This is a genomic window from Ruegeria sp. ABD4_443, from assembly GCF_056160865.1.
In genome coordinates this window covers 701,461-723,830 of record NZ_JBSWYA010000001.1, presented here as the reverse complement: position 1 = coordinate 723,830, position 22,370 = coordinate 701,461, and the positions used below count along the sequence as shown (strand labels likewise).

Annotated in this window: 27 protein-coding genes; 15 read left to right on the top strand and 12 right to left on the bottom strand. The window is 59.7% G+C overall.

Features of this window, described 5'->3' with window-relative positions:
* Positions 1-78 precede the first annotated feature (78 nt).
* Together ppk2 and ACXAG8_RS03635 are read left to right on the top strand one after the other, a co-directional pair.
* Positions 79-1,008 (top strand): polyphosphate kinase 2, encoded by a 930-nt coding sequence (gene ppk2 / locus ACXAG8_RS03640; RefSeq protein WP_475222204.1) that lies wholly within the window; start codon positions 79-81, stop codon positions 1,006-1,008.
* A gap of 122 nt (positions 1,009-1,130) precedes the next feature.
* A complete protein-coding gene (locus ACXAG8_RS03635; protein WP_475222203.1) occupies positions 1,131-2,495 on the top strand; it encodes an MATE family efflux transporter in 1,365 nt (454 codons plus the stop codon).
* Position 2,496: 1 nt separating this feature from the next.
* Here ACXAG8_RS03635 and ACXAG8_RS03630 read toward each other — a convergent pair whose 3' ends face one another.
* Both ACXAG8_RS03630 and ACXAG8_RS03625 read right to left on the bottom strand, forming a co-directional pair.
* Positions 2,497-2,901 (bottom strand): hypothetical protein, encoded by a 405-nt coding sequence (locus ACXAG8_RS03630; RefSeq protein ID WP_475222201.1) that lies wholly within the window; start codon positions 2,899-2,901, stop codon positions 2,497-2,499.
* 14 nt (positions 2,902-2,915) lie between these two features.
* Entirely contained in the window at positions 2,916-4,118 is a 1,203-nt protein-coding gene (locus tag ACXAG8_RS03625; protein ID WP_475222200.1) for a pyridoxal phosphate-dependent aminotransferase, read from the bottom strand.
* Between the two features lie 92 nt (positions 4,119-4,210).
* Between ACXAG8_RS03625 and ACXAG8_RS03620 the strand changes: the two genes are divergently transcribed.
* The 3 genes from ACXAG8_RS03620 to ACXAG8_RS03610 all read left to right on the top strand — a co-directional run bounded on the left by ACXAG8_RS03620 (position 4,211) and on the right by ACXAG8_RS03610 (position 5,433).
* Complete coding sequence (locus tag ACXAG8_RS03620) at positions 4,211-4,603, top strand: helix-turn-helix domain-containing protein (protein WP_475222198.1); 393 nt, start codon at positions 4,211-4,213, stop codon at positions 4,601-4,603.
* Positions 4,600-4,857 (top strand): succinate dehydrogenase assembly factor 2, encoded by a 258-nt coding sequence (locus ACXAG8_RS03615; RefSeq protein ID WP_475222197.1) that lies wholly within the window; start codon positions 4,600-4,602, stop codon positions 4,855-4,857. The genes ACXAG8_RS03620 and ACXAG8_RS03615 overlap by 4 nt, the downstream gene beginning before the upstream one ends.
* 78 nt (positions 4,858-4,935) lie before the next feature.
* Positions 4,936-5,433, top strand: a complete 498-nt coding sequence (locus tag ACXAG8_RS03610) for a MarR family winged helix-turn-helix transcriptional regulator (protein WP_475222195.1) — start codon at positions 4,936-4,938, stop codon at positions 5,431-5,433.
* A gap of 61 nt (positions 5,434-5,494) precedes the next feature.
* On the opposite strand, the gene ACXAG8_RS03605 is transcribed toward ACXAG8_RS03610, so the two are convergent.
* Positions 5,495-6,202, bottom strand: coding sequence for a DUF1194 domain-containing protein (locus ACXAG8_RS03605; protein WP_475222194.1), 708 nt, complete (start codon positions 6,200-6,202; stop codon positions 5,495-5,497).
* The gene (locus tag ACXAG8_RS03600; protein WP_475222192.1) at positions 6,199-6,627 is read right to left on the bottom strand and encodes a VOC family protein; all 429 of its coding nucleotides are present in this window, start codon (positions 6,625-6,627) and stop codon (positions 6,199-6,201) included. Before ACXAG8_RS03600 ends, ACXAG8_RS03605 begins: the two co-directional genes overlap by 4 nt.
* 191 nt (positions 6,628-6,818) lie before the next feature.
* Between ACXAG8_RS03600 and thyX the strand changes: the two genes are divergently transcribed.
* Positions 6,819-7,730 (top strand): FAD-dependent thymidylate synthase, encoded by a 912-nt coding sequence (gene thyX / locus ACXAG8_RS03595; RefSeq protein WP_475222191.1) that lies wholly within the window; start codon positions 6,819-6,821, stop codon positions 7,728-7,730.
* A 222-nt stretch (positions 7,731-7,952) separates the two neighbouring features.
* Here the strand turns inward: thyX and ACXAG8_RS03590 are convergent, their stop codons facing one another.
* Positions 7,953-8,159 (bottom strand): cold-shock protein, encoded by a 207-nt coding sequence (locus tag ACXAG8_RS03590; RefSeq protein WP_008758035.1) that lies wholly within the window; start codon positions 8,157-8,159, stop codon positions 7,953-7,955.
* A 212-nt stretch (positions 8,160-8,371) separates the two neighbouring features.
* Here ACXAG8_RS03590 and ACXAG8_RS03585 point away from each other — a divergent pair, with 212 nt between their 5' ends.
* Together ACXAG8_RS03585 and ACXAG8_RS03580 are read left to right on the top strand one after the other, a co-directional pair.
* The gene (locus tag ACXAG8_RS03585) at positions 8,372-8,689 is read left to right on the top strand and encodes an ArsC/Spx/MgsR family protein (protein ID WP_475222189.1); all 318 of its coding nucleotides are present in this window, start codon (positions 8,372-8,374) and stop codon (positions 8,687-8,689) included.
* A gap of 41 nt (positions 8,690-8,730) precedes the next feature.
* Positions 8,731-9,099 (top strand): hypothetical protein, encoded by a 369-nt coding sequence (locus tag ACXAG8_RS03580; protein ID WP_475222188.1) that lies wholly within the window; start codon positions 8,731-8,733, stop codon positions 9,097-9,099.
* Position 9,100: 1 nt separating this feature from the next.
* Here the strand turns inward: ACXAG8_RS03580 and ACXAG8_RS03575 are convergent, their stop codons facing one another.
* From ACXAG8_RS03575 to thrS, 5 genes are all read right to left on the bottom strand, one after another.
* The gene (locus tag ACXAG8_RS03575; RefSeq protein WP_475222185.1) at positions 9,101-9,628 is read right to left on the bottom strand and encodes a DoxX family protein; all 528 of its coding nucleotides are present in this window, start codon (positions 9,626-9,628) and stop codon (positions 9,101-9,103) included.
* Positions 9,625-10,386 (bottom strand): HvfC/BufC family peptide modification chaperone, encoded by a 762-nt coding sequence (locus tag ACXAG8_RS03570; protein WP_475222184.1) that lies wholly within the window; start codon positions 10,384-10,386, stop codon positions 9,625-9,627. The genes ACXAG8_RS03575 and ACXAG8_RS03570 overlap by 4 nt, the downstream gene beginning before the upstream one ends.
* A complete protein-coding gene (gene bufB, locus ACXAG8_RS03565) occupies positions 10,383-11,240 on the bottom strand; it encodes an MNIO family bufferin maturase (protein WP_475222183.1) in 858 nt (285 codons plus the stop codon). The genes ACXAG8_RS03570 and bufB overlap by 4 nt, the downstream gene beginning before the upstream one ends.
* Positions 11,241-11,315: 75 nt before the next feature.
* Positions 11,316-11,603, bottom strand: coding sequence for a BufA1 family periplasmic bufferin-type metallophore (locus tag ACXAG8_RS03560; RefSeq protein ID WP_475222181.1), 288 nt, complete (start codon positions 11,601-11,603; stop codon positions 11,316-11,318).
* A gap of 222 nt (positions 11,604-11,825) precedes the next feature.
* Positions 11,826-13,784, bottom strand: coding sequence for a threonine--tRNA ligase (thrS, locus tag ACXAG8_RS03555; RefSeq protein ID WP_475222179.1), 1,959 nt, complete (start codon positions 13,782-13,784; stop codon positions 11,826-11,828).
* A 212-nt stretch (positions 13,785-13,996) separates the two neighbouring features.
* On the opposite strand from thrS, the gene ACXAG8_RS03550 reads away from it, so the two are divergent.
* The 4 genes from ACXAG8_RS03550 to ACXAG8_RS03535 all read left to right on the top strand — a co-directional run bounded on the left by ACXAG8_RS03550 (position 13,997) and on the right by ACXAG8_RS03535 (position 17,287).
* Positions 13,997-14,746, top strand: a complete 750-nt coding sequence (locus tag ACXAG8_RS03550) for an alpha/beta fold hydrolase (RefSeq protein ID WP_475222177.1) — start codon at positions 13,997-13,999, stop codon at positions 14,744-14,746.
* On the top strand, positions 14,743-15,744 hold the full coding sequence (locus ACXAG8_RS03545; RefSeq protein ID WP_475222176.1) for an alpha/beta hydrolase: 1,002 nt from the start codon (positions 14,743-14,745) through the stop codon (positions 15,742-15,744). The genes ACXAG8_RS03550 and ACXAG8_RS03545 overlap by 4 nt, the downstream gene beginning before the upstream one ends.
* Positions 15,745-15,889: 145 nt before the next feature.
* Entirely contained in the window at positions 15,890-16,504 is a 615-nt protein-coding gene (locus tag ACXAG8_RS03540; RefSeq protein WP_475222423.1) for a hypothetical protein, read from the top strand.
* A gap of 72 nt (positions 16,505-16,576) precedes the next feature.
* Positions 16,577-17,287 carry an alpha/beta fold hydrolase gene (locus tag ACXAG8_RS03535; RefSeq protein WP_475222174.1) on the top strand — a complete coding sequence of 237 codons (711 nt, stop codon included), beginning with the start codon at positions 16,577-16,579 and terminating at the stop codon, positions 17,285-17,287.
* Here the strand turns inward: ACXAG8_RS03535 and ACXAG8_RS03530 are convergent.
* Complete coding sequence (locus tag ACXAG8_RS03530) at positions 17,284-17,868, bottom strand: DUF6151 family protein (RefSeq protein ID WP_475222172.1); 585 nt, start codon at positions 17,866-17,868, stop codon at positions 17,284-17,286. The genes ACXAG8_RS03535 and ACXAG8_RS03530 overlap by 4 nt on opposite strands.
* Before the next feature lie 3 nt (positions 17,869-17,871).
* Positions 17,872-19,143, bottom strand: coding sequence for a polyhydroxyalkanoate depolymerase (gene phaZ, locus ACXAG8_RS03525; RefSeq protein ID WP_475222170.1), 1,272 nt, complete (start codon positions 19,141-19,143; stop codon positions 17,872-17,874).
* Positions 19,144-19,255: 112 nt separating this feature from the next.
* Between phaZ and ACXAG8_RS03520 the strand changes: the two genes are divergently transcribed.
* From ACXAG8_RS03520 to phaR, 3 genes are all read left to right on the top strand, one after another.
* Positions 19,256-21,058 (top strand): PHA/PHB synthase family protein, encoded by a 1,803-nt coding sequence (locus tag ACXAG8_RS03520; RefSeq protein WP_475222169.1) that lies wholly within the window; start codon positions 19,256-19,258, stop codon positions 21,056-21,058.
* A 131-nt stretch (positions 21,059-21,189) separates the two neighbouring features.
* Complete coding sequence (locus tag ACXAG8_RS03515) at positions 21,190-21,636, top strand: phasin family protein (RefSeq protein WP_475222168.1); 447 nt, start codon at positions 21,190-21,192, stop codon at positions 21,634-21,636.
* Positions 21,637-21,771: 135 nt separating this feature from the next.
* A complete protein-coding gene (gene phaR / locus ACXAG8_RS03510; RefSeq protein WP_475222166.1) occupies positions 21,772-22,326 on the top strand; it encodes a polyhydroxyalkanoate synthesis repressor PhaR in 555 nt (184 codons plus the stop codon).
* Positions 22,327-22,370: the final 44 nt, after the last annotated feature.

The window sequence follows — 22,370 nt, the reverse complement described above, 5'->3', positions numbered from 1 at the left end:
TTTCTTGATGCGCATCAAAGCAGAAAACGCATGTTTGCGGTAGCCTTTGCCGCGGTCATCACACGAAAGGACTGGCGCATGGATTCAGCGACCCTGGTTGAAGGAAAACGAACTGACATTGGCGCACCGCGCGTGGCAACGACAGAGGCGGCATTACCGAGCCCCGAGAAAATCCGGCAAGCCTTCGAGAGCGGGAAATACCCCTATGGCCGCAAGCTTGCGCGCGCGACCTATGAGGCGCAGAAGGCCCTGTTGCAGGCCGAACTGCTGAAGGTGCAATTATGGGCGCAGGATACCGGGCAGCGGTTCGTTTTGCTGTTCGAAGGGCGCGATGCGGCCGGCAAGGGCGGAACGATCAAGCGGTTCATGGAACATCTCAACCCACGGCAGGCGCGGGTGGTGGCGTTGAACAAGCCAACCTGGGAAGAAAAAGGCCAGTGGTACTATCAGCGGTATGTGCAGGAATTGCCGACGCTCGGCGAAATGGTGTTCTATGACCGGTCCTGGTACAACCGCGCCGGTGTCGAGCGGGTCATGGGGTTTTGTTCGCCCAACGAATATCTTGAATTCATGCGCCAGACGCCCGAGTTGGAACGTATGCTCGTCCGGTCGGGGATTCAGTTGTACAAGTATTGGTTTTCGGTAACGCGGGCCGAACAGCAAAGGCGCTTCAAAAGCCGCGAGACCGATCCTTTGAAACAGTGGAAGCTGTCGCCGATTGACAAGGCGAGCCTGGATAAGTGGGACGATTATACCGAGGCGAAAGAGGCGATGTTCTTTTATACCGATACTGCTGACGCGCCGTGGACCATTGTGAAATCAAATGACAAGAAACGGGCGCGTTTGAACTGCATGCGCCATTTCCTGGCATCCCTTGATTACCCCGACAAGGATCACGCAGTTGTCGGGCGCCCCGACCCGCTGATCGTGGGGCAGGCGCATCACGTCATTCACCGGTCTGATCACATTCTGGGGACGGCGCTTCATCCGGATACGCGGGTGGGGTGAACGCCGGGATGTGCGGTTTCGCTTGTCGGAACCGCCTTGGACGTCCACCGACTTGCAAGTCTCAAGGTGAAATTTCGTGATCGCCTCTTGCCCCGGAACCGGGCGCCGAATATTGCTGGCGGATGAGCAAGGCGATGACATATCGGGGCCATTTCCGGGCCATTACCGTGCTGGGTCTTCCGTTGATCGGGGGGCATCTGGCGCAGTTTGCGATTGGCCTGACCGATACCGTCATGCTGGGCTGGTACGGGGTCGAAGCCTTGGCCGCGGTGACCCTGGCGGGCAGCTATTTCTTTGTCCTGTTTCTGTTCGGCGCCGGATTTGGCTGGGCCGTCATGCCGATGGTGGCGACGGCTGCGGCCGAGGAGAATGAGACCAGTATCCGACGCTCTACGCGGATGGGGTTGTGGTTGTCGCTGCTTTACGCGGCTTTGGTGATGCCGTTGCTGTGGTGGGCCTATCCGGTTCTGATCCTCTTGAAACAGGAGCCAGAGGTGGCGCGGACGGCGGCGCAATACTTGCGTGTGGCGGGGTGGGGGCTGTTTCCTGCGCTTTTGGTGATGGTGCTCAAATCCTATTTGGCGGCCCTGGAAAGAACCCAGATCGTGCTGTGGATCACGGTTGCTGCCGCGGTGGTAAACGGGATCACGAACTTTGCCCTGATCTTTGGCAATTGGGGCGCGCCCGAGCTTGGCGTGATTGGCGCGGCCATCGCCTCGGTCGTGACGCAGATCGTTTCGCTGGGTGCGGTGGTGGTCTATGCGGTGCGATCGCTGCCGGAACACAGCCTGTTCCAGAGGTTCTGGCGCCCCGATTGGGAGATGTTCCTGAACGTATTGCGCCTTGGGGTTCCCATCGGGCTGACAACGCTGGCCGAGGTCAGCATGTTTGCAACATCGGCCGTCATGATGGGGTGGCTGGGGCCGGTTCCCCTTGCCGCGCATGGCATTGCGCTGAACCTGGCATCGGCCACGTTCATGGTTCACCTGGGGTTGTCGAACGTGGCGACGATCCGGGCGGGTAATGCGATGGGGCGACGAGACGGGGCACATCTTGAGAAAGGGGCCATTGCGATCACCGCGATGTCGCTGATCATGTCTGCGCTGACGATTGTTCTGTTCCTGACCTGCGCCGAGCCGCTGATTTCACTGTTCATGGAACCGGACGATCCGCAGCGGCCCGCGATCCTGGCGATCGGGGTGGGGCTGCTTGCCATGGCCGCGCTGTTTCAACTGGTGGACGGCGCGCAGGTGATCGCCTTGGGCCTGTTGCGCGGGTTGCAGGACGCCAAGGTGCCGATGGTCATGGCCGCGCTCAGCTATTGGGTCGTGGGTATCCCGGCCTCGTATTATTTCGGCTTCCCTCAGGGGCTGGGCGGGATTGGCGTCTGGTTGGGGCTGGTGCTGGGCCTGGCCTGTGCCGCGGTCATGCTGATGGCGCGGTTCTGGCTACGCTCGGTGCGGGCGCTGAATGCGCCTGCACAATAGGTTAGGTCTTGTTGCCGGTCCGGTCGGATTTCTTGCGCACCAGAACCGAGCGCAGGTCATGCATTGCCATCAGCAGCCTGTCCGTGACCTGTTCAAGCTGGTCGCCGGTCGCCTTTGACTGGGCCCATTGCGTCGTCAGGTTCAGGTAATCGACGGCGCGATGAATATCGTCCATGTCCCGCTGGGCCAGGATTGATTTCCGCTCGGTCATCCAATTGGCAATCTCGGCCTTGTCGGCATCGGTCAGGATGTGCTGCCCGTGCGGTTTGACATCGCCATTGCGAATGTTGACGACCGCGATCTGGTCCAGTTCGATGCGTTGCTGCCGGTTTTCGGTGTCGATCCTGAACACCGCCGCCCCGTTTTCGCGTACACGGAAATAGTATTCGGGCAGGGAGGAAGGCATGGTTGAACTCCGGCTCAGGTCAGGGCGGCGCAGAAACGCTGTATGCGGTCGCAGGCCTCGGTCAGCGCCGCGTCAGAGGTCGCATAGCTGACCCGGAAGTTCGGCGAGAGACCAAAGGCGGCACCAAACACGACGGCGACATTGGCCTCTTCCAACAGGGCCGTGGCAAAGGCCTCGTCATCGGTTATCACCGTGCCTGCGGGTGTTGTCTTGCCGATCAGGCCCGCAATGGACGGATAGACATAGAACGCGCCTTCGGGTGTCGGGCAGGTAATCCCCTCGACCTGATTGAGCTTGGCGACCACCAGGTCCCGGCGCCGTTTGAAAATCGCGTTGTTGGGCGCCAGGAAATCCTGCGTGCCGTTCAACGCCTCGACCGCCGCCCATTGACTGACCGAGCACGGGTTCGACGTGGATTGCGACTGAACCTTGCGCATGGCTGCGATCAGTTCGACCGGCCCGGCCGCATAGCCGATGCGCCAACCGGTCATCGCATAGGCCTTGGATACGCCGTTGCAGGTCAGCGTGCGCCCGTACAGACCGGGCTCGATCTGCGCCGGGGTGCAGAAATCAAACCCGTCATATCCAAGATGTTCATACATGTCGTCCGTCATGACCCAGACATGTGGATGGCGCATCAGGACGTCGGTCAGCGGTTTGAGTTCATCGGCGTTGTATCCCGCGCCCGTCGGATTCGATGGCGAATTAAAGATGAACCACTTGGTGTTCGGTGTGATTGCGGCCTCAAGCTGTTCTGCCGTCAGCTTGAAGTTGTTCTCCAGCGTGGTTTCAACGACAATGGGCGTACCGCCGGCCAGCAGCACCATGTCGGGGTAGCTGACCCAATAGGGCGCGGGGATAATCACCTCGTCCCCTTCGTTGAGGGTCGCCATCAGGGCGTTGTAAAGGGTTTGCTTGCCGCCTGTTCCCACCGACACCTGGGCCGGGCTGTATTCCAGCCCATTGTCGCGGCTGAGCTTTGCACACACGGCCTGCTTGAGTTCGGGGATGCCGTCGGGGGCGGTATATTTGGTCTTGCCTGCCGCAATGGCCGCCACAGCGGCGTCCTTGATGTTTTGTGGCGTGTCAAAGTCGGGCTCACCCGCGCTCAGCCCGATGACATCGCGCCCGGCGGCCTTCAACTCGGCTGCCTTGGCTGTCATCGCGATGGTCGGAGAGGGTTTGACGCGCGACAGTGTCGCAGACAGAAAACTCATGAGCAGCCTCGGTTTGTATGTTTCGCCTGTCTGTCATAGGGTGCGCCCGAATGACGTTCAAGCGCAATGAAAAACCAAAGTTGGAGACCCAGATGACCGACGAAACCGACTGGTACGGACCTGATGCAGCCACTTTCGGGGACCGTCTGGCGGGGGCGCGCGAAGCCGCCGGTATGACCCAGTCACAACTGGCCCGCCGGTTGGGCGTCAAAAAGGCCACGATTGTCGCCTGGGAAAACGATCTGTCGGAACCAAGGGCAAACCGCTTGTCGATGATGGCGGGCATGATCAATGTTTCGATCATGTGGCTGCTGACCGGGGAAGGCGAAGGCATGGACGGCCCAGCAGACGACAACCAAGGCGGGTTGGAACTGGCCGGTGCGGTCGCTGAACTGCGCGCCATCCGGGGCGAGATGAGGGCCAGCGCCGAACGCGCCGCGCGGCTTGAAAAGAAACTGCGGCTGATGCTGGAGCAGGGGCAATGAACGAGCCTCGGGACGTCCGCATAAAGCGCATGAAAATGCGCGCGATGCGCCGTGGGATCAAGGAAATGGACCTGATCCTGTCGGCCTATGCCGACCGCAACCTGGCTGCGATGGACCAATCCGGGTTGGACCAATTCGATGCCCTGCTGCACGAGAATGATCAGGATCTGTATCAATGGGTGACCGGTCAGGTCGCACCGCCCGGCGCCTTTGCCGCGCTGATCGAGGACATCGCACAGACCTTTCAGAAATAAAGTCGCATACGATTTAACCGATTTTTCGGGATTTCGCGCCATGTTGCCCCGAACAGCGCGATTAATTCGGAGGATCGTATGAGTATGGAAATGCAGGTCTCCGCGCCCGGAACCAGGGGTTTCATGACCAGCTATCTTGAGGCGCTTGCGCTGGTGGAACGATTGCACCGCCTGTTGCTGGATGTCATCAAGGATGAATTTGAACGCGTCGGCGTTCTGGAAATCAACGCCGTACAGGCCTTGTTGCTGTTCAATATCGGCGATCACGAGGTAACCGCAGGCGAGTTGAAAAGCCGCGGCTATTACCAGGGCAGCAATGTCAGCTACAACCTCAAGAAACTGGTCGAAATGGGGTATATGCACCACCAGCGATGCGAGATCGACCGGCGGTCGGTCCGCGTGCGCCTGACACCGCGCGGGCGCGAGATTCGGGACATCGTTGCCGACCTTTTTTCTCGTCACGCCGAAGGGCTGCAAAGCCGGGGTGTCATCGGGTCGGAGGGGATCGAAGAGATTACGGGATCGCTGCGCCGGGTCGAACGGTATTGGACGGATCAGATCCGCTATATCTACTGACGGCTGCGTAGGGGGCGTATTGGGCGCATCTGACGACTACCCAAACCTGTAACTGCGCGGGTTATGGCGTGGGTGTTTCGGAAAGGGCCCCGATTTCCAGTCCCTTCAGCTCGCGTTCAAGCTTGCGGCGCATGGCGCGTTCGAAATCGTCGAACCCGTTCGCCACTTCCAAAAAGGCGCCAGGCCCATGCAGCACGTTGTTCTGGAAAAACGGGATCAGGTACAACTCGCCTTCGAAATCCGCAGCGTTGATCACCAGGCCGTTGACCACGATGCGATCAAAGGCGAAATGCCGGTACGCCGTCTGCGGGCCGTACCCGTCATTGTTGCTTCCGTCGCCTGAGATGTCGATGGTCTGGAACAGGCAGCGCGGCGCCCGTTCCATGTGAATTGCCCCAAAGGCCAGCGCATGACCCATCGCCGTGGGGTGCGAATAATCCGACCGCCGGGACAGGCTGATCTGTTCGGCAGCGGCAAAAAGGGTCGCCGGACTGTCGATCAGGATCCAATCCAGCAATACCGCCTGGTTGAACCGCCCGCTCCATTCATAGGCGGACAGGGCGACTGGCATGGCAGAAGAAAAGAACGCGTCCTGAACCTCGGGGGCGCGCAGCGCCGCAGCAAGGCCCTGGCGCTGAAGCGCGTCTTCGGTCGGGTCAACCGAAGTCGAGATATCCATGGCCAGCGCCAGCGCAAGCCGACAGGTCTCGGCGGCCTGAAGCGGGCTGACCAATATGGCCAGCCCCGCAGATATCAGCCAGCGGATCACCAGTGACCGGTATTGCCCATGCTGGCCCAGGGTTCGGCGGGCTCCAGCGCGTCACCGTTTTGCAGCAATTCGACCGAGATATTGTCGGGCGACCGGACAAACGCCATGCGACCATCCCGCGGCGGGCGGTTGATCACGACGCCATTATCCTGCAGGTGCTGGCACATCTCGTAGATATTATCGACGCCATAGGCGAGGTGGCCGAAATGGCGGCTGTCCGCGGGCAGGGCGTCGTCGCCATCCCAATTATGCGTCAGTTCGATCGGCGCGTCTTCCTGTCCCGGGGGCGCCATGAAGATCAACGAAAAGCGTCCCGCTTCACTGTCGATCCGCCGGGTCTCTTTCAGACCCAGCAATTCATAAAATGCCATGGATTTTTCCAGGTCCTTTACGCGGACCATGGTGTGCAAATAGGTCAGGGCCATCTTGGCGTTCCTTTGCTTGTCGCGGATTTCCTGCACCTTAGTGCGCCGCGCCCCGATGTCGAGAGCACCGCGTATGGCAATCGGCGACGCGGTTGCGTCAATTCGTGCCTGTACCCCCTGATATGGCGGTTCCGGTGGTTCGAATGTCGATATATAGTGGCGGGCGACTCACTGCACGAGAGGAGAAATTCATGCCGCTGTCATCCGACCAACTGGCCGAGATCGAGGCGCAGCGCGCGCAGTCGCATCCGACGCACCGCGTCGTCGCGGCGGGCATGGAAAACCATCTGTACACCGCGCATCAGGTGCTGGATCACGGTTTTGTACGCGTGATCGACTATATGGGTGATGATGCCGCGATCTGTCAGGCCGCGCGGGTGTCCTATGGCAAGGGAACCAAGTCGGTTCAGAACGACGAAGGTCTGATCCGTTACCTGATGCGGCACTGGCACTCGACCCCGTTTGAAATGTGCGAAGTCAAGCTGCACGTCAAATTGCCCGTGTTCGTAGCCCGCCAGTGGATTCGCCACCGGACGGCAAACGTGAACGAATACTCCGCCCGGTATTCGATTTTGGATCGCGAATTCTACATTCCGGCGCCCGAACATGTCGCGGCGCAATCCGAGATCAACAACCAGGGGCGCGGTGACGCCTTGCAGGGCGAAGAAGCGGCGCGCGTGCTTGAGATTCTCAAGGCCGACAGCGCCCGCTGCTATGACAATTACGAGGCCATGATCAGCCAGGATGGGCAACAGGGGTTGGCACGCGAACTGGCGCGTATGAACCTTCCGGCAAATATCTATACCCAATGGTATTGGAAGGTCGATCTGCACAACCTGTTCCATTTCCTGCGCCTTCGGGCCGATCCGCACGCGCAATACGAAATCAGGGTTTACGCCGAAACCATGTGCCGGATCGTCGCTGACTGGGTCCCGTTTGCCTATCGCGCCTTTGAGGATTACCGCCTTGGTGCCGTGAACCTTTCGGCGCAGATGGTGCAATGCTTGCGCCGGATGCTGAAGGGCGAGGATGTGACACAGGAAAATTCGGGCATGACCGCCCGTGAATGGCGCGAGTTCGAAGCGGTCATCCGCGAGGGGTAAATCTGCGCCCCTTGCGCAGCGCGCGTGGCTGGAAAAGCCTGTCATGACGGGGCCGCGCGCACCCATCCAGGCCGCCCGCGCATCGCATGCTGGGGCCGTGCCCATCCTGCTCATGCCGAAACGGAACCGGCGCGAGGGCAAAAATGTTGGATGCTGTGTGGTCAACGGCCGAAAATTGGCCGTCGACCTTAGTTGTCATGCCCGAGAAATTCGGGTGAACCCTTACAATGGCTTCAAATCGGCCGCCATCTGGCGCCCATCACGTCCGTCCTGCAATTCGTACGAGACTTTCTGATTGTCAGCGAGCCCGGTCAGGCCAGATCGTTCTACGGCTGAGATATGAACAAACACATCTTTGCCCCCTTCGTCAGGAGCAATAAAACCATAGCCTTTGGTCGTGTTGAACCACTTCACGGTGCCAGTTGGCATTTCCCGTGTCTCCTTCTACTTTCACGTGGCCCCGCAAATATGTGGGGCAGATGCTGGCGGAACCGCAACACAATCCAACTCGCCCGAACGAACTGAACGACGCTGCGGGTTTCACCTTTTTCAACATTGCACGGTGAAGTAAAAAATCAAGAATAACCGGGGTAAGCACATAGTTTTCCCCGGCTTTTTTGAATGACCGGAGCAGTGGTTTCATGCGCCTCTATGGGATAAAGACCTGTGATACGTGCCGCAAGGCATTGAAAAGCCTGCAAAATGTTGATTTCGTCGATGTGCGGGAACAGGGCGTTCCCGATGTGCTTATGTCGAAGGCACTGGAAAAATTCGGCAAAGCTTTGCTCAATACCCGTTCCACGACATGGCGCGGATTGGACGCGGAACAGCGTGATCGTCCGATTGCAGAGCTGCTGAGCAGCCACCCGACACTGATGAAACGCCCGCTGATCGAGGATCAGGGCACGCTTTACCTCGGGTGGACGGCCGAAACGCGCGCGGCCCTTGGCGTTGCGTGAAACGATGCCTATCTGCTGTCGGGCAACTTCGGAGGGACTGAATGCGTAACGCAACAATGGTACTGGGCGTAATTGCCGGGCTGATCGGGATGATTGTCGGCTTTTTCGGCTATGGCTATGTCGAGGCCATAAAGCATTTTGGCGAAATCGACGGGTTGGCCGAGCAGGTCGACAATGCGGGCCTGGTCCAAACCGCCTCGATCATCGCCCCTTTGCTGGCGATTGCGGGCGGCGCGATGGCCCATGCGCGGGCGCTGTTCGGGGGCGTTCTGCTGCTGATTTCCGCCGCCGGAATGTATTATGCCTTTGGGTTCAACGTCTTCACGATGTTCCCGATTGCCTTTGCCGGTGTGGCCGGCCTGCTTGGGCTTGCCGCGGGGAAACCGGACAAGCCCAAGGCACATTTCTGATCTATTTCAGGCGCAGCACCCGGTCGAGCGAGATCGGGCCCGCGCCGTTGATCGCAATCACCAGGAACAGGAATGTCCACATCGCGCGCTGGTCCATCAGTGTGATGGCATTGTCGAAAAGGCTGCCAAGCTTGACGCCGTGGCCGGTGACATCCGTCAGGGTTTGAACCCAGACAAAACCGATCATGCCAAGCGCGGCAAGCCGGGTGAACAGCCCGACCAGCAAAAGCGTCGGCAGGATGAATTCAGCCCAGGTTCCGGCGACGGCAACGGGCCAGGCAAAAAATCCCAGTTGCGAACTGTCATAGCCGACAGCTTCCATGGCCTTTGGAAAAATCTGGACATAAGCCCCGTCAGACGGGAAGAGAAAGCCAAGCGGGCCGCTGCCCAGCTTGGTCATTGCCGAGTTCCAGTAATACACCAGCAAGACGGCCACGAACATCAGCCGGGCCAGTGTCGGGGTCATCCAGTTCGAAGCCTGGTCCAGCTTTCCAAATGCGGCATTGTGCATTGAAATCAGGGCGGTCATGTATTCAGCCTTTCCATGGTCACAGAAGTTATCGCGCCACCCTGTAGCAACAGTGCCAAGGTGGTTCCAAGGTCGAAATCCGGTGTTGCGGCCAGCGTCGCCTCGAAGGCAGGGCCAATCGCCAGGCCTGACATCAGGCCGGATATCCAGTCGGCGCCGCCCGGTGGCAGCAGCTGTGGCAACGGGTCGTAATCGGGCCGCGTGATCAATACATCCTGAGCGCCCGGTTCCGGTTTGGGCGCATCGGGTTCGGTGTTGAACCGCCAGATCGCGTGAACCGGCCATGCGGACCGCACGATCTGCATCGACGGTGCCAGGCACAGCCGGGCTTGCAGCAACCTGTCGGGCGCAAGGGCCAGATCATCTGCGCTGGCCGCTGTGCTGTCTGCCGCGTGATAGGACCGGCGCAGGGCCAGTTCCAGCCGCGCCACATCAGGCAGGTATCCCAGGTGCGCCAATTGCTTGGTCGCGGCCAGAAACGTCGGGAATTCTTCGCCATAGAACATCATCAAGGGCGAAGAAGGCGGGTGCTGGCGCAGGAACATGCCGGCCAGCCCGTCCATATTCTGTTTGCCCAGCAATTTGGCAATCACGGGAAAGGCCTGATGCATCGCTTCGGTCAAAGATACGGCGACGTTGTTTCTGTAGACGGAAAAGCGCCGCCCGGCCGGGCGGGCCTGCGCATCCCAAAGCCCCTCTGGAACCGGAACCGACGCATCCAACAGCGCGGCGCGGAATGCTGTCTGGGACACGCTCATGCCGGTACCCGATCCAGCGCGGTTTGCGCGCGCTGGGCTTCCGACTGCAAAACGGACCAGTCCGGGACATCGGTGTCCCATTCGATCAGAACCGGCCGCGGTCCGGACCGTTCAAGGACATAGTCCAAAAGTGCCCAGACCGGATCGACCACCGCCCGGCCGTGGCTGTCGATCAACAGCGGGTTGCCGTGATCATCCTGATCCTCGTCATGGCCGCCCAGGTGGATTTCTTTGACAAGTTCAAGCGGGTAGGCGTCGATATAGTCTTGCGGCGCATAGTCCAGGTTTGTCGCCGAGACAAAGACATTGTTCACGTCCAACAGCATCCCGCACCCGGTGCGCCGCGCGACCTCGCGCAGGAAATCCGGTTCGGCCCAGGTGCTTTCTTCAAACGCAAGATAGCTGGACGGGTTTTCCAGCAACATCTGCCGACCGACAGTGTTCTGGACGTGGTCGATATGGTCGCAGACGCGGTCCAGCGTGGCATCGGTATACGGAAGCGGCAGCAGATCGTTCAGGAAATGGGTATCATGGGTGGACCAGGCCAGATGTTCGGAAAAGCTGGCGGGATGCAACCAGTCCGCCAGATGTTTCAGCCGCGCAAGGTGGTCGGCATCCAGCGGGCCTTCGCCGCCGATGGACAGGCCAACGCCATGCACCGAAATGGGGAACTGTTCTGACAGGTGCCGCAGCTGCGCCAGGGGACGCCCGCCATCGCCCATATAATTCTCGGCATGGATCTCCAGCCATGCAACGGGTTTGGACTGCTCAAGTATCTGCGAGAAATGCTGGGGTTTGTACCCGACGCCCGGCGCTGCGGGCAGGCGGTTCGACCTAAGCGCGTCATCCAACATCGGCCATCTCCGTATCGGCAAGAAAGAGGGCGGGCGCATTCCGACTGCCCGCCCTCTGAAATGGTTCAGCGGCAATTATGCCGGCAGGTCGCGTTCCAGCGGCTCGAGCGAGCCCTTGCGGTCGTCCGGCAGCTCGATATCGGCGCAGGTGCCCGCATCAACCAGGGTCCATGCATTGCCCTGATAGTCGACGGTCGAGGTGCCCGCGCAGGTGGTGCCGGGACCGGCGGCACAGTCGTTCTGACCGGCCAGCGAAATACCATAGCATTTTTCCTTGGCCTGCGCGGTTGCGGTTGTGGCCACGCCCGATACGGCGGCGGCGACGGCACTTGCGATGACCAGTGATTTGGCGGTGTTCGACATCTCGGAAATCCCTTTTGATGATTGCGTATGTCTGCTTGTGACAGTGATTAAACTAGCGATTGGTGAACCGCAGTTGAATTCACGAGCCCGTGTCTCACAAGCGTGTCAAAGAGCGTCAGGCCCACTTGAATGTTAGTGGGTTGTTTTTGAAATGAAAATTATAAAATGTTTCAACCCGGCCCAAAAAAAGGGGCCGGGTTTCAGGCAAAGTAACGCCGATTGTTACAGCAGGTCAGGCGGGGTCGCGGCCTGCGAAAGTTCATTTGTTACAGCATCAAGCGGTTGAACCTGCGTCTGTTTTTCACCCAGACGCCGGACCGACACGGTGCGTTCTTCGACCTCGCGGTGACCGACGGCCAGGATGACCGGCACCTTGCCAACCGAATGTTCGCGGACCTTGTAGTTGATTTTCTCGTTGCGGATATCCGCCTCGGCCCGCACGCCCGCGGCCCTGAGTGTCTCAACCACTTCGTTCACGTAATCATCCGCCTCAGAGGTGATCGAGGCGACAACCACCTGGCGCGGCGCCAGCCAGAACGGCAGCTTGCCTGCGTGTTCTTCGATCAGGATACCGATGAACCGTTCGAACGAGCCCAGCGTCGCCCGGTGCAGCATGAACGGGCGGTGCTTGGCGCCATCGGCGCCGACAAAGCTGGCATCCAGGCGTTCGGGAAGGTTGGGGTCAACCTGCAGCGTGCCGCATTGCCATGTCCGCCCGATTGCATCGGTCAGCGTGAATTCAAGCTTGGGCCCGTAGAACGCGCCTTCGCCTTCGAGGATTTCGTAATCGTACCCGGCTGCCCGGCAGGCATCGCCAAGCGCCTTTTCCACCAGATCCCAGCTTTCATCCGACCCGATCCGCTTTTCGGGGCGGGTGGACAGTTTGATGGTCCAGTCATGGAAGCCCAGATCGGCATAGACTTTGGACAGGAAGGCAATGAACTTGGCGGTTTCGGATTCGATCTGATCCTCGGCACAGAAGATGTGGCCATCATCCTGGGTGAACCCGCGTACCCGCATGATCCCGTGCAACGCGCCCGACGGTTCATAACGGGCGCATGACCCGAACTCGGCCATGCGCAAAGGCAGGTCGCGATAGGATTTCAGGCCCTGGTTGAACACCTGAACGTGACAGGGGCAGTTCATCGGCTTCAGCGCGTTGATCGCCTTTTCACGGGCATGGTCTTCGTCCACTTCGACGATGAACATGTTTTCCTGGTACTTGTCCCAGTGGCCCGAGGCCTCCCACAGTTTGCGATCGACGACTTGCGGGGTGTTCACTTCGACATAGCCGTCGCGCTCTTGCATGCGGCGCATGTAATCCTGCAAGGTCGTGTAGATTTTCCACCCGTTCGGATGCCAGAAGATCTGCCCCGGGGCTTCTTCCTGCATGTGGAACAGGTTCATTTCGCGGCCCAGCTTGCGGTGGTCGCGCTTGGCGGCCTCTTCCAGCATGTGCAGGTGCGCTTTCAGCTTTTCCTTGCCGGTAAAGGCCACGCCATAGATACGCTGCAGCATCGCGCGGTCGCTGTCGCCGCGCCAATAGGCCCCGGCAATGCTCATCAGCTTGAAGGCATCGCCCGGCAACTGGCCGGTATGTTGCAGATGCGGACCACGGCACAGGTCCTGCCAGTGCCCGTGCCAATACATGCGCAGGGGCTCGTTGCCGGGAATGGCCTCGATCAGCTCGACCTTGTAGGGTTCGTTATTGGCCTTGTAGAATTCGATCGCGCGGTCCCGGTCCCAAATCTCGGTGGTGACCGGTTCGCGCTTGTTGATGATCTCTTTCATCTTTTTTTCGATGAGGCCGAGATCTTCGGGCGTGAAGGGTTCTTCGCGGTCGAAATCGTAATACCAGCCATTGTCGATGACCGGGCCGATGGTGACCTTGGTGGCGGGCCAGATTTCCTGCACGGCGCGCGCCATGACATGGGCCAGGTCGTGGCGGATCAGCTCATTGGCCTGCTCTTCATCCTTCATGGTGTGGATGGCGATCTGCGCGTCGGTTTCGATCGGCCATTGCAGATCCCAATGCTGGCCGTTCACCGTGGCCGAGATGGCCTTTTTCGCCAGCGAGGTCGAGATATCGGCTGCCACCTGCGCAGGTGTTACGCCTGCGTCATAGGATCGTGCATTGCCATCGGGAAAGGTAAGGGAGACTGACTGTGAGTCCAGGGCCATATCGGCTCTCCTCGTCGGTTTGGCGCCCACTGAACGCCCGGTTGCGGGTTATGTGTGTCCCGATCATGTGGCAGGCGCTGCCCTGGGTGTCAAGGGTCGGGGGGGGGGGGGGTGCCCCTCGCGCTCCCCGGAGTATTTCGGAAAAGATGAAGGTCGTGGAATTGCACTTGGGGGTGCGGCGTGCATGATGCTGCAAAGGGAAAGAGGGTTTCATGGCAGCAACTGAATATCTGGAGACGGCGCAGGGGCGGCGATTGGCTTATCACAAGAGTGACGGGGCAGGGCCGACCATCGTTTTTCTGGGCGGGCTGAAATCGGACATGGAGGGTACCAAGGCGGTACACCTGGAGGCCTGGGCGCGGGCGCGCGGGCTGGGGTTTTTGAGGTTTGATTATTCCGGACATGGGGAAAGCTCGGGTGCGTTTACCGACGGGTGTATTGGCGACTGGCATGAAGATACGGTTGCTGCCCTGTCTGCGCTGACTGATGGGCCGCTGGTCGTTGTCGGGTCTTCGATGGGTGGATGGCAGTCGCTGTTATTGGCGCGCGTGATGCCGGAGCGCATAGCCGGGTTGGTCACCATCGCGGCCGCGCCGGATTTCACCGAGGACGGGTATTGGGCCATGTTCAGTGATGCGCAAAAGGCGGCGCTGGAGGCCGTTGGGCATGTGGAGCTGCCCTCTGATTATATGGAGCCATATGTCATTACCAAACGGATGATCGAAGACGGCCGCGCGCAGTTGGTTCTGCGCAAGCCGCTGCATTTGCCGTTTCCTGTCAGGTTCCTGCAAGGCACGGCGGATACTGCTGTCTCGACCCAGACGGCGGTCCGGTTGCTGGACCACGCCACGGGCCCTGATATGCGTCTGGAACTGGTCAAGGATGCCGATCACCGGTTCTCGGACGGCCCTTGTTTGGGGCTGATCGAACGGGCGATCCTTGACGTGATGGATGCCGGATGATGCGCCGCTTGGGCTGGGTCATCGGGCGGTTGTTGCTGGTCCTTATCACTGTCGCCGGGCTGGCGTATGTCTTTGGTCCGCGCGAGCCCGTGGACCTTCACCCCCGGTTTGATCCGCGCAAATTCGGCGAAGGCGTGCAGGTTTATTTCGAAAGTACCGAATCCGCCTTTGACGATATCGTGCCGGGCGTTGAAAAACGAGTGATCTGGCGGGAGGGGTTCAAGGAGCAGCGCACCCCTTATGCGGTGCTTTACGTTCACGGGTTCTCGGCCACCTCGGAAGAGATACGCCCCGTACCGGACCGGGTCGCAGAGGCGCTGGGGGCAAACCTTGTCTATACCCGCCTGCAAGGCCACGGGCGCACCGGCCGTGATGCGATGGGCGAGGGCACAGCAAGCGGCTGGATGCAGGACATCGCCGAAGCGCTGGCCGCCGCGCGCGCCGTGGGCGATCAGGTCATAGTCCTTTCGACATCGACCGGCGGAACGCTGGCTGCGGCGGCAGCGCTGGATGACGGCCTGAGCGCAGACGTGGCCGGTATCGTGTTTGTCTCGCCCAATTTTGGCGTCAATGCCGCCGGGGCCTGGATACCGGGTCTGCCCTGGGCCAGAACATGGTTGCCATGGCTGATGGGGCAATACCGCGATGTTTCAGACCCGGACGCCGAGCGGAACACATATTGGTCGCTGGTCTATCCGTGGCAGGCGGTGGTGCCGATGACGGTGCTGGTTGAAACAGTCTATGCGCTGGATTTCTCGGCGGCCAGCATACCGGTCCTGTTCTGGTTTTCCGATGACGATCAGGTGGTGCGCCCCGATCTGACGCACGAGGTCGCGCAGAGTTGGGGCGGTCCGGTCTCGGTCGAACTGGTGACAATGGGGCCGCAGGACGATCCGGCGGCGCATGTGATTGCCGGGCGGCTGATGTCACCGGGGCAGACGGACAAGATGGTTTCGGGTATCCTGGGCTGGTTGAAAGGGTTGGGAATAGAAGGATGACAGCGCTTTTCGGTCCGGTTGTATTGCACGACCCGGAACGCGACATGCCCGTTCGTTGCATGGCATCGACGCAATGGCTGCGCAGCGCAGGTCGGGCCTGTGTGGCGCACTGCGCCGGGTACTGAAGTTGCGCAGGCCGGGCAGCATGTGGAGCCTTGAGACCCTGGGGCGCGTACGTTTGTCGCGCCATTTTTTCATGCGCGATTTCCTGTATTCCGAGATCGGGAATTTCCATGCGGTCCCGAACATCCCCGACAAGCCGGACCTGGCCATCGAGACCGGTCGGGCCTTTTGTGAAACTCTTCTGGACCCGTTGGAGGAAACCTTTGGCCGGGTCGCTGTCCGCTCGGGCTATCGCTCGGCCGCGTTGAACCGGTTCGGCAATGAAAACCGGCTGAACTGTGCGCGCAACGACAACCCGTTGGAATGCCACATCTGGGACCGCGGCGAAGGCCCGGACAGGATCGCGGGTGCGTCCATCGTGATCCCCTGGTTTGCCGACAGATATGCAAAAGGCCGCGATTGGCGCGACCTGGCATGGTGGATGCACGATCACCTTGATTATTCCGAGATCTGGTTTTTTCCCAAGCTTTGCGCATTCAATCTGGTGTGGCGCCCCAAGCCCCTGCGGCGGATCGACAGTTATATCGCGCCGCGCGGATGTTTGCTGAGACCCGGCGCCGAGCCGGTCGAAGACCTGTCACAACGGCGCCGGCGATACGTCGATTTCCCGCCTTTCCGAGGTTTGGATTTTCCCTGAAGTTTTTCTTGCCGGGGGGCGGCAAAACTCTCATCCTGCACCTAAAAATAACCGCCGGATTAGGAGGTCAGCGTGGTCGAGCCGCTGGTTTTGTTGCCTGGGTTGATGTGCGATGCACGCATGTTCTTTCACCAGATCGTTTATCTGTCACAGGGGCGTGCGGTCACGGTTGCGCCGATCACATCGGGGGAACGCGTGGAAGAGATCGCCTCGGGTCTTCTGGATCAGTTGCCGCACAGGTTTGCGCTGGCCGGGGCTTGCATGGGCGGGGTCGTGGCCCTGGAGTTGATCCGGCGCGCGCCCGAACGGATAACCCGCCTGTGCCTGATGGCGACCGAAGCGCAGGCGGACACGCCGCAAATGGCGGCCGCCCGCGAAGACCTGATCGTCGGGGCGCAGGCCGGGCGTCTGGACGAGGTCATGCGCAAGGTTGTCGGATCGGAAGCGCTGGCGCCGGGAACGCATCGGATACCCATTCTCACCGAAGTGCTGGGCATGGCCTTGGACATGGGCGCAGACATATTCGTGCGCCAGATGCGGGCGTTGCAGCGGCGCCCCGATCAGCAGGGGACATTGCGCCGGATCAAGGTGCCGACACTGGTTCTCAGTGGCGCCCATGATACGTTGATGCCGACCCGCAAACACGCGTTCATGGCCGATCTGATCCCCGAAGCGGACCTGATGGTCATCGAAGATGCAGGCCATGTGCCCGCGCTGGAAACGCCGGGGGTGGTGACGGCGGCAATGGACAGGTGGCTGAACCAGCCCTTGCGCCTGATCTAGTCGTAATAGGTTGCGCGTTCCGCACGGTCCAGCACGGTCGGCGTGGCCACCGGTTCGCCTGTGTCGGGATCGAAGAACGGGGTTTTACGCCAGCTTCCCGACACGCGCGACTTGATCACCCGGCCAAGCAGGCCGCTGGCCGCAGACATCAGTTTTTCATGCTTTTGGCGGCCATTGGGTTGCGGCACAAAGCCCCGGGTCGAAACCGGGCGAAGCCGGTCCTTGTCTGCGATGCGATTGACGTCGAAACCGGCAAAGGGAAATTTCGGGGTCGTCGTCGTGGTCGCAATCGGTGCCTTGCAGCACTTGGCATACCAGCGATACATCCCCTTGGGGCTCAGCCGCATGGCCGCCAGGTATTCGGCACCTGTTGAGATCTGAATGGCCTCGGGGCTAAGGTGATAGATGTTCACCGGACCGGGTGCCGGGTCAGGCTGCCCGAAATAAAGCTGCCCCGCGCGGCAATCCCTGCAATAGCAGACGACATGCGTCCCGGACGAAACCCCGGATGCGGTGATCTGGCCCTGCAGCTTTCCGCAGGTGCAACTGAACGGCAGAGGCGCGCCCCGTGTGCCAGACATGCCCTATGCCGCAGAATTCTTGTTCGCGGGGCGACGTCCGGCGGTGCGCTGGTTTTCGTTCATGAAATCAATGACCAGCGGGCGAATGTTGTCGCGCCAGCTGCGCCCGGCGAAAATACCGTAATGGCCTGCGCCGGGTTCGACATGGCTGGCCTTTTTCGAATCGTCCAGACCCGTGCACAGGTTCAGCGCGGCAATACACTGGCCCGGCGCCGAAATGTCATCATTGGCCCCTTCGACGGTTTTGACCGCGACGTCGGTGATCTTGCCGATATCGACCTGGTGGCCGTCCACGACAAAGGCGTTTCGGGCGATCTCGCCATTTTTGAACACGCGCTCGACAGTCGAAAGATAGAACTCGGCTGTCATGTCCATGACTGCAAGATATTCGTCGTAAAAGCGGTTATGGGCGTCGTGGTCGGATGCCTCGTCGCGCGCAACCCGCTGGATCTGATCCGAGAACGCCTTGCTGTGACGTTCTGCATTCATCGACATGAAAGATGCCAGCTGCAACAGGCCGGGATAGACCATCCGACCGACGCCCTTGTACTTGTACCCGACCCGCTGGATCATGGTTTCTTCAAGCTGGCCCATCGTGACGCGACGCCCGAAATCGGTGACCTCGGTCGGGGTTGCGTCCGGATCGACCGGACCGCCGATCAGCGTCAGGGTCGAAGGCTGCGCCTTGGGGTCGACCTCGGCCAGATAGGCGGTGGCGGCCAGTGTCAGCGGCGCAGGCTGGCAGACGGCAATCACATGGGCGTCCGGCCCAAGCTCTTTCATGAAATCAACCAGGTAGAGCGTATAATCCTCGACGTCGAACTTGCCCTCGGAAACGGGGATGTCGCGCGCATTGTGCCAGTCGGTGATGTACACTTCGCAATTGACCAGCAGGCTTTTAACAGTCGACCGCAGCAGCGTTGCGTAATGCCCGGACATGGGCGCCACCAGCAGCACCTTGCGCGGCTGTTCTTCGCGGCCGTTCACGCGGAAATGCACCAGATCACCAAAGGGGCGTTCAAGCACGGTCGTCACATCGACCAGATGATCCTTGCCGTCTTCGCAGGTAAAGGTGTGGATGCCCCAGTCAGGCTTGACAACCATGCGCTGAAACGTGCGTTCGGTCACCTCTCCCCAGGCGGCCATCCAGCTGAAGGCCGGGTTCGGAACCATCGAGAACAGGGGATAGGACGCCATCGCGCTTGCAGTCGCACCAAGCCACTGATTGGTGTTACGTACCGACTCCATAAGGTCGTACGTCATCATATAGCGCATGAAAATGGGCCTCCTAAGTGCCTACCTGAGTTTTCGGACCATTCGTCGCTTTGCCCCCCGAGGCATACGACGTTATTCTGCATAGCAGCGAGGTTAGGGGGGAATTGTTAAAATGACAACTAGCGAAGGCCAGGTGCCGGATCAGACCAAAGAACATATTGAACGCCTTAAGAAAAATATGGACAAGGTCGAAGCGCTGTCAAAGCGTCTGGTCGAGGTCATGGCAGCCAAGACTCCCCACACGCCTGCGCTAGATGGCCCGAATCAAGAGCTTTTTGCAAAAGCAGCGACCGCCTACTGGACTGACGCGTGGCAAAATCCTGCCAAATTGCTGGAACAACAGCTGGAATATTGGGGCAAGTCGGTTCTGAACTTTGCCGAGGCGCAGCAAGCCATGACCTCTGGGGCGGCTCAACCTGACGACGCCCCGAAGCGGGACAGGCGGTTTTCGAACCCGATGTGGGACACCAACCCCTATTTTCGGCTGATCCGTCAACAATACCAGACCAACGCTCAGGCGATTGCGCAGGCCGTCGACTCGGTCGAGGACCTAGACGAGAAGGACACCCGGCGGCTCAGGTATTTCTCGCAGCAGATCATCGACATGATGTCGCCGACCAATTTCCTTGCGACCAACCCCGACGCTTTGGAAAAGGCCGTGGAAACCGAGGGCGAGTCGCTGATCAAGGGGTTGGAAAACCTGGTATCCGATCTCGAAGCGAATGGCGGCGAGATGGTGGTCAAGCTGGCAGATGACAGCGCCTTCGAAATCGGCGGCAACATTGCGACCACACCGGGCGAGGTCGTATTCCGCAACGAGATGATGGAACTGATTCAGTACAAGCCGGTGACCGAAACCGTCTATCAAACGCCCATCGTGCTGTTCCCGCCTTGGATCAACAAATTCTACATCCTTGACCTCAAGGCGCAGAACAGCCTGATCAAATGGGTGACCGAACAGGGGTATACGCTGTTTGTTGTCAGCTGGGTGAATGCCAACAGTTCCCATGCCGATATCGGTATGGACGACTATATTGAAAGCGGTTTCCTGCGGGCCATTGAAGAGGCCAAGAGCATCTGCAATGTGAAACAGGTGAACGCGGTCGGGTACTGCATCGCGGGCACCACGCTGAGCCTGACGCTGGCCCTGCTGAAACAGCGCGGTGACAAGTCGGTCAAATCCGCGACCTTCTTCACCACCCTGACGGATTTTGGCGAGCAGGGAGAGTTCACGCCCTTCCTGCAAGACGATTTCGTGGATGGTATCGAAGAACAGGTGTCCAAGGACGGGATTCTGCGTGCGTGGATCATCGGTCGCACGATGTCGTTCCTGCGGTCCAGGGACCTGATCTATACCCCGGCAATCCGAAGCTATATGATGGGCGAGGCGCCGCCCGCTTTCGATTTGTTGTTCTGGAATGGCGACGGCGCCAACCTGCCGGGCCGGATGACCATGCAGTACCTGCGCGGCTTGTGCCAGCGTAACGAGTTTGCCGGCGACGGGTTCGAACTGCTGGGGCACAAGCTGCAGATCAAGGATGTCGACGTGCCCCTGATGGCGATCACCTGCGAAACCGATCATATCGCGGCGTGGAAGGATTGCTATCGCGGGGTTCAGCAGATGGGGTCGCGGTCAAAGACGTTCGTGGTGTCCGAATCCGGTCATATCGCCGGGATCGTGAACCCGCCCACCAAAAAGAAATACGGCCATTATACCAACCCGGAACTCAAGGCGGATGCAGCGACCTGGCTGAAAGAGGCCGACTTTCACGAAGGGTCGTGGTGGCCGCTGTGGGAGGCCTGGCTGAAAAAGCGGTCGGGCAAGCAGGTCGAGGCCCGTGAACCGGGTGATTCGAGCCACCCCAGCCTGGGCCCGGCGCCTGGGACCTATGTTAAGGTCAAGGCAACCGGCTGATTAATCAACGAAATCTAAATTTTTCTGCGGCGCAGCAACAAAAAGGTTGAAATGCTGCGTCGCAGCAATCATATTGTTGTCGAGCCGATGGAAAACGGGGTGGGCCCGTTCCGGCAACAAGGATTGAGACAATGGCAAAGACGCAAGATTTCACTGCTGTTCTGAAAGACATGATGGGCGCATTCCCCGTCGACACCGCCGCTCTGGAAGACGCATTCAAGTCGACCGCAACCCTGAACGAAAAACTGTCGGGTGTTGCTCTGGACGCCGCCGAGAAATCGGCTGAGATCTCCAGCAAATGGACCAAGGAAACCCTGGCCAAGCTGACCGAGATGTCGAAAGCAAAAGCAGAGCCTGCCGATTACGCAAAAGCGGCAACCGATTTCGCCAGCGCTTCGGCAGAAGTTGCGGCTGAAAACATGGCTGCTTTCGCCGAGATCGCGAAAAAAGTTCAGACCGAAACCGTTGAGCTGCTGATGGCTGCCGGCAAAGACGCCGCAGAAGACGCGACTGCCGCTGTCAAAAAAGCAACCAACGACGTGACTGCAGCAGCCAAGAAAGCAACCGCTGCCAAGTAAGCAACGTCCGCGACTGGCACCCAATCCTCCCAACGGGTGCAATCGCTCAGGGCAGGTCGTTTGACCTGCCCTTTCTTTTTGTGCTGCAGTCGCATAACCTCTGCTGCATCGCATCATCCTTGGGGAGGGCAAACGGTGTCGGAACAAGAAAAACCGCTGTTGATCAAGCGCTACGCCAGTCGGCGTCTGTATAACACCGAGACCAGCGACTATGTCACGCTGGAAGATATTGCCGGGTTTATCCGGGACGGCCGCGAGGTCCAGATCATCGACCTGAAAACCGGGGACGATCTTACGCGGCAATACCTGCTGCAAATCATTGCCGAGCATGAAAGCCGCGGCGAAAACGTTCTTCCGGTCAATGTGCTGAACGATCTTGTGCGCAGCTATATGGTGCCGGGCGGGGGCATGATGCCGCAATTCCTGCAAAGCTCGTTCGAAATGCTGCGCGAAAGCCAGACCAAGATGATGGAGAATATGAACGCCATTAACCCCATGAGCAGCATTCCGGGGTTTGACGCTTTGCAGGCGCAGCAAGAGGCGTTTCTGAAGGCGATGACCGGCGGTCTGTCTGGCGGATGGTCCGGGCCGGGGCAGGACGAAGAAGAAAAGCCCGAGCCCAAGGAAGATCTGGACGATATCAAGAAACAGCTGGCCGATCTTCAGCAGAAGCTGTCCAAGCTCAGCTAAAATGACAAAGGGCCCGCATCAGGCGGGCCCGTTCCGTTCCGGTG

Bases quoted from the DNA above. Each gene is read 5' to 3' on its own strand.
- ppk2 (WP_475222204.1), top strand. From the start codon at position 79: ATGGATTCAGCGACCCTGGTTGAAGGAAAACGAACTGACATTGGCGCA.
- ACXAG8_RS03635 (WP_475222203.1), top strand. From the start codon at position 1,131: ATGAGCAAGGCGATGACATATCGGGGCCATTTCCGGGCCATTACCGTG.
- ACXAG8_RS03630 (WP_475222201.1), bottom strand. From the start codon at position 2,901: ATGCCTTCCTCCCTGCCCGAATACTATTTCCGTGTACGCGAAAACGGG.
- ACXAG8_RS03625 (WP_475222200.1), bottom strand. From the start codon at position 4,118: ATGAGTTTTCTGTCTGCGACACTGTCGCGCGTCAAACCCTCTCCGACC.
- ACXAG8_RS03620 (WP_475222198.1), top strand. From the start codon at position 4,211: ATGACCGACGAAACCGACTGGTACGGACCTGATGCAGCCACTTTCGGG.
- ACXAG8_RS03615 (WP_475222197.1), top strand. From the start codon at position 4,600: ATGAACGAGCCTCGGGACGTCCGCATAAAGCGCATGAAAATGCGCGCG.
- ACXAG8_RS03610 (WP_475222195.1), top strand. From the start codon at position 4,936: ATGAGTATGGAAATGCAGGTCTCCGCGCCCGGAACCAGGGGTTTCATG.
- ACXAG8_RS03600 (WP_475222192.1), bottom strand. From the start codon at position 6,627: ATGGCCCTGACCTATTTGCACACCATGGTCCGCGTAAAGGACCTGGAA.
- thyX (WP_475222191.1), top strand. From the start codon at position 6,819: ATGCCGCTGTCATCCGACCAACTGGCCGAGATCGAGGCGCAGCGCGCG.
- ACXAG8_RS03590 (WP_008758035.1), bottom strand. From the start codon at position 8,159: ATGCCAACTGGCACCGTGAAGTGGTTCAACACGACCAAAGGCTATGGT.
- ACXAG8_RS03585 (WP_475222189.1), top strand. From the start codon at position 8,372: ATGCGCCTCTATGGGATAAAGACCTGTGATACGTGCCGCAAGGCATTG.
- ACXAG8_RS03580 (WP_475222188.1), top strand. From the start codon at position 8,731: ATGCGTAACGCAACAATGGTACTGGGCGTAATTGCCGGGCTGATCGGG.
- ACXAG8_RS03575 (WP_475222185.1), bottom strand. From the start codon at position 9,628: ATGACCGCCCTGATTTCAATGCACAATGCCGCATTTGGAAAGCTGGAC.
- ACXAG8_RS03570 (WP_475222184.1), bottom strand. From the start codon at position 10,386: ATGAGCGTGTCCCAGACAGCATTCCGCGCCGCGCTGTTGGATGCGTCG.
- bufB (WP_475222183.1), bottom strand. From the start codon at position 11,240: ATGTTGGATGACGCGCTTAGGTCGAACCGCCTGCCCGCAGCGCCGGGC.
- ACXAG8_RS03560 (WP_475222181.1), bottom strand. From the start codon at position 11,603: ATGTCGAACACCGCCAAATCACTGGTCATCGCAAGTGCCGTCGCCGCC.
- thrS (WP_475222179.1), bottom strand. From the start codon at position 13,784: ATGGCCCTGGACTCACAGTCAGTCTCCCTTACCTTTCCCGATGGCAAT.
- ACXAG8_RS03550 (WP_475222177.1), top strand. From the start codon at position 13,997: ATGGCAGCAACTGAATATCTGGAGACGGCGCAGGGGCGGCGATTGGCT.
- ACXAG8_RS03545 (WP_475222176.1), top strand. From the start codon at position 14,743: ATGATGCGCCGCTTGGGCTGGGTCATCGGGCGGTTGTTGCTGGTCCTT.
- ACXAG8_RS03540 (WP_475222423.1), top strand. From the start codon at position 15,890: ATGTGGAGCCTTGAGACCCTGGGGCGCGTACGTTTGTCGCGCCATTTT.
- ACXAG8_RS03530 (WP_475222172.1), bottom strand. From the start codon at position 17,868: ATGTCTGGCACACGGGGCGCGCCTCTGCCGTTCAGTTGCACCTGCGGA.
- phaZ (WP_475222170.1), bottom strand. From the start codon at position 19,143: ATGCGCTATATGATGACGTACGACCTTATGGAGTCGGTACGTAACACC.
- ACXAG8_RS03520 (WP_475222169.1), top strand. From the start codon at position 19,256: ATGACAACTAGCGAAGGCCAGGTGCCGGATCAGACCAAAGAACATATT.
- ACXAG8_RS03515 (WP_475222168.1), top strand. From the start codon at position 21,190: ATGGCAAAGACGCAAGATTTCACTGCTGTTCTGAAAGACATGATGGGC.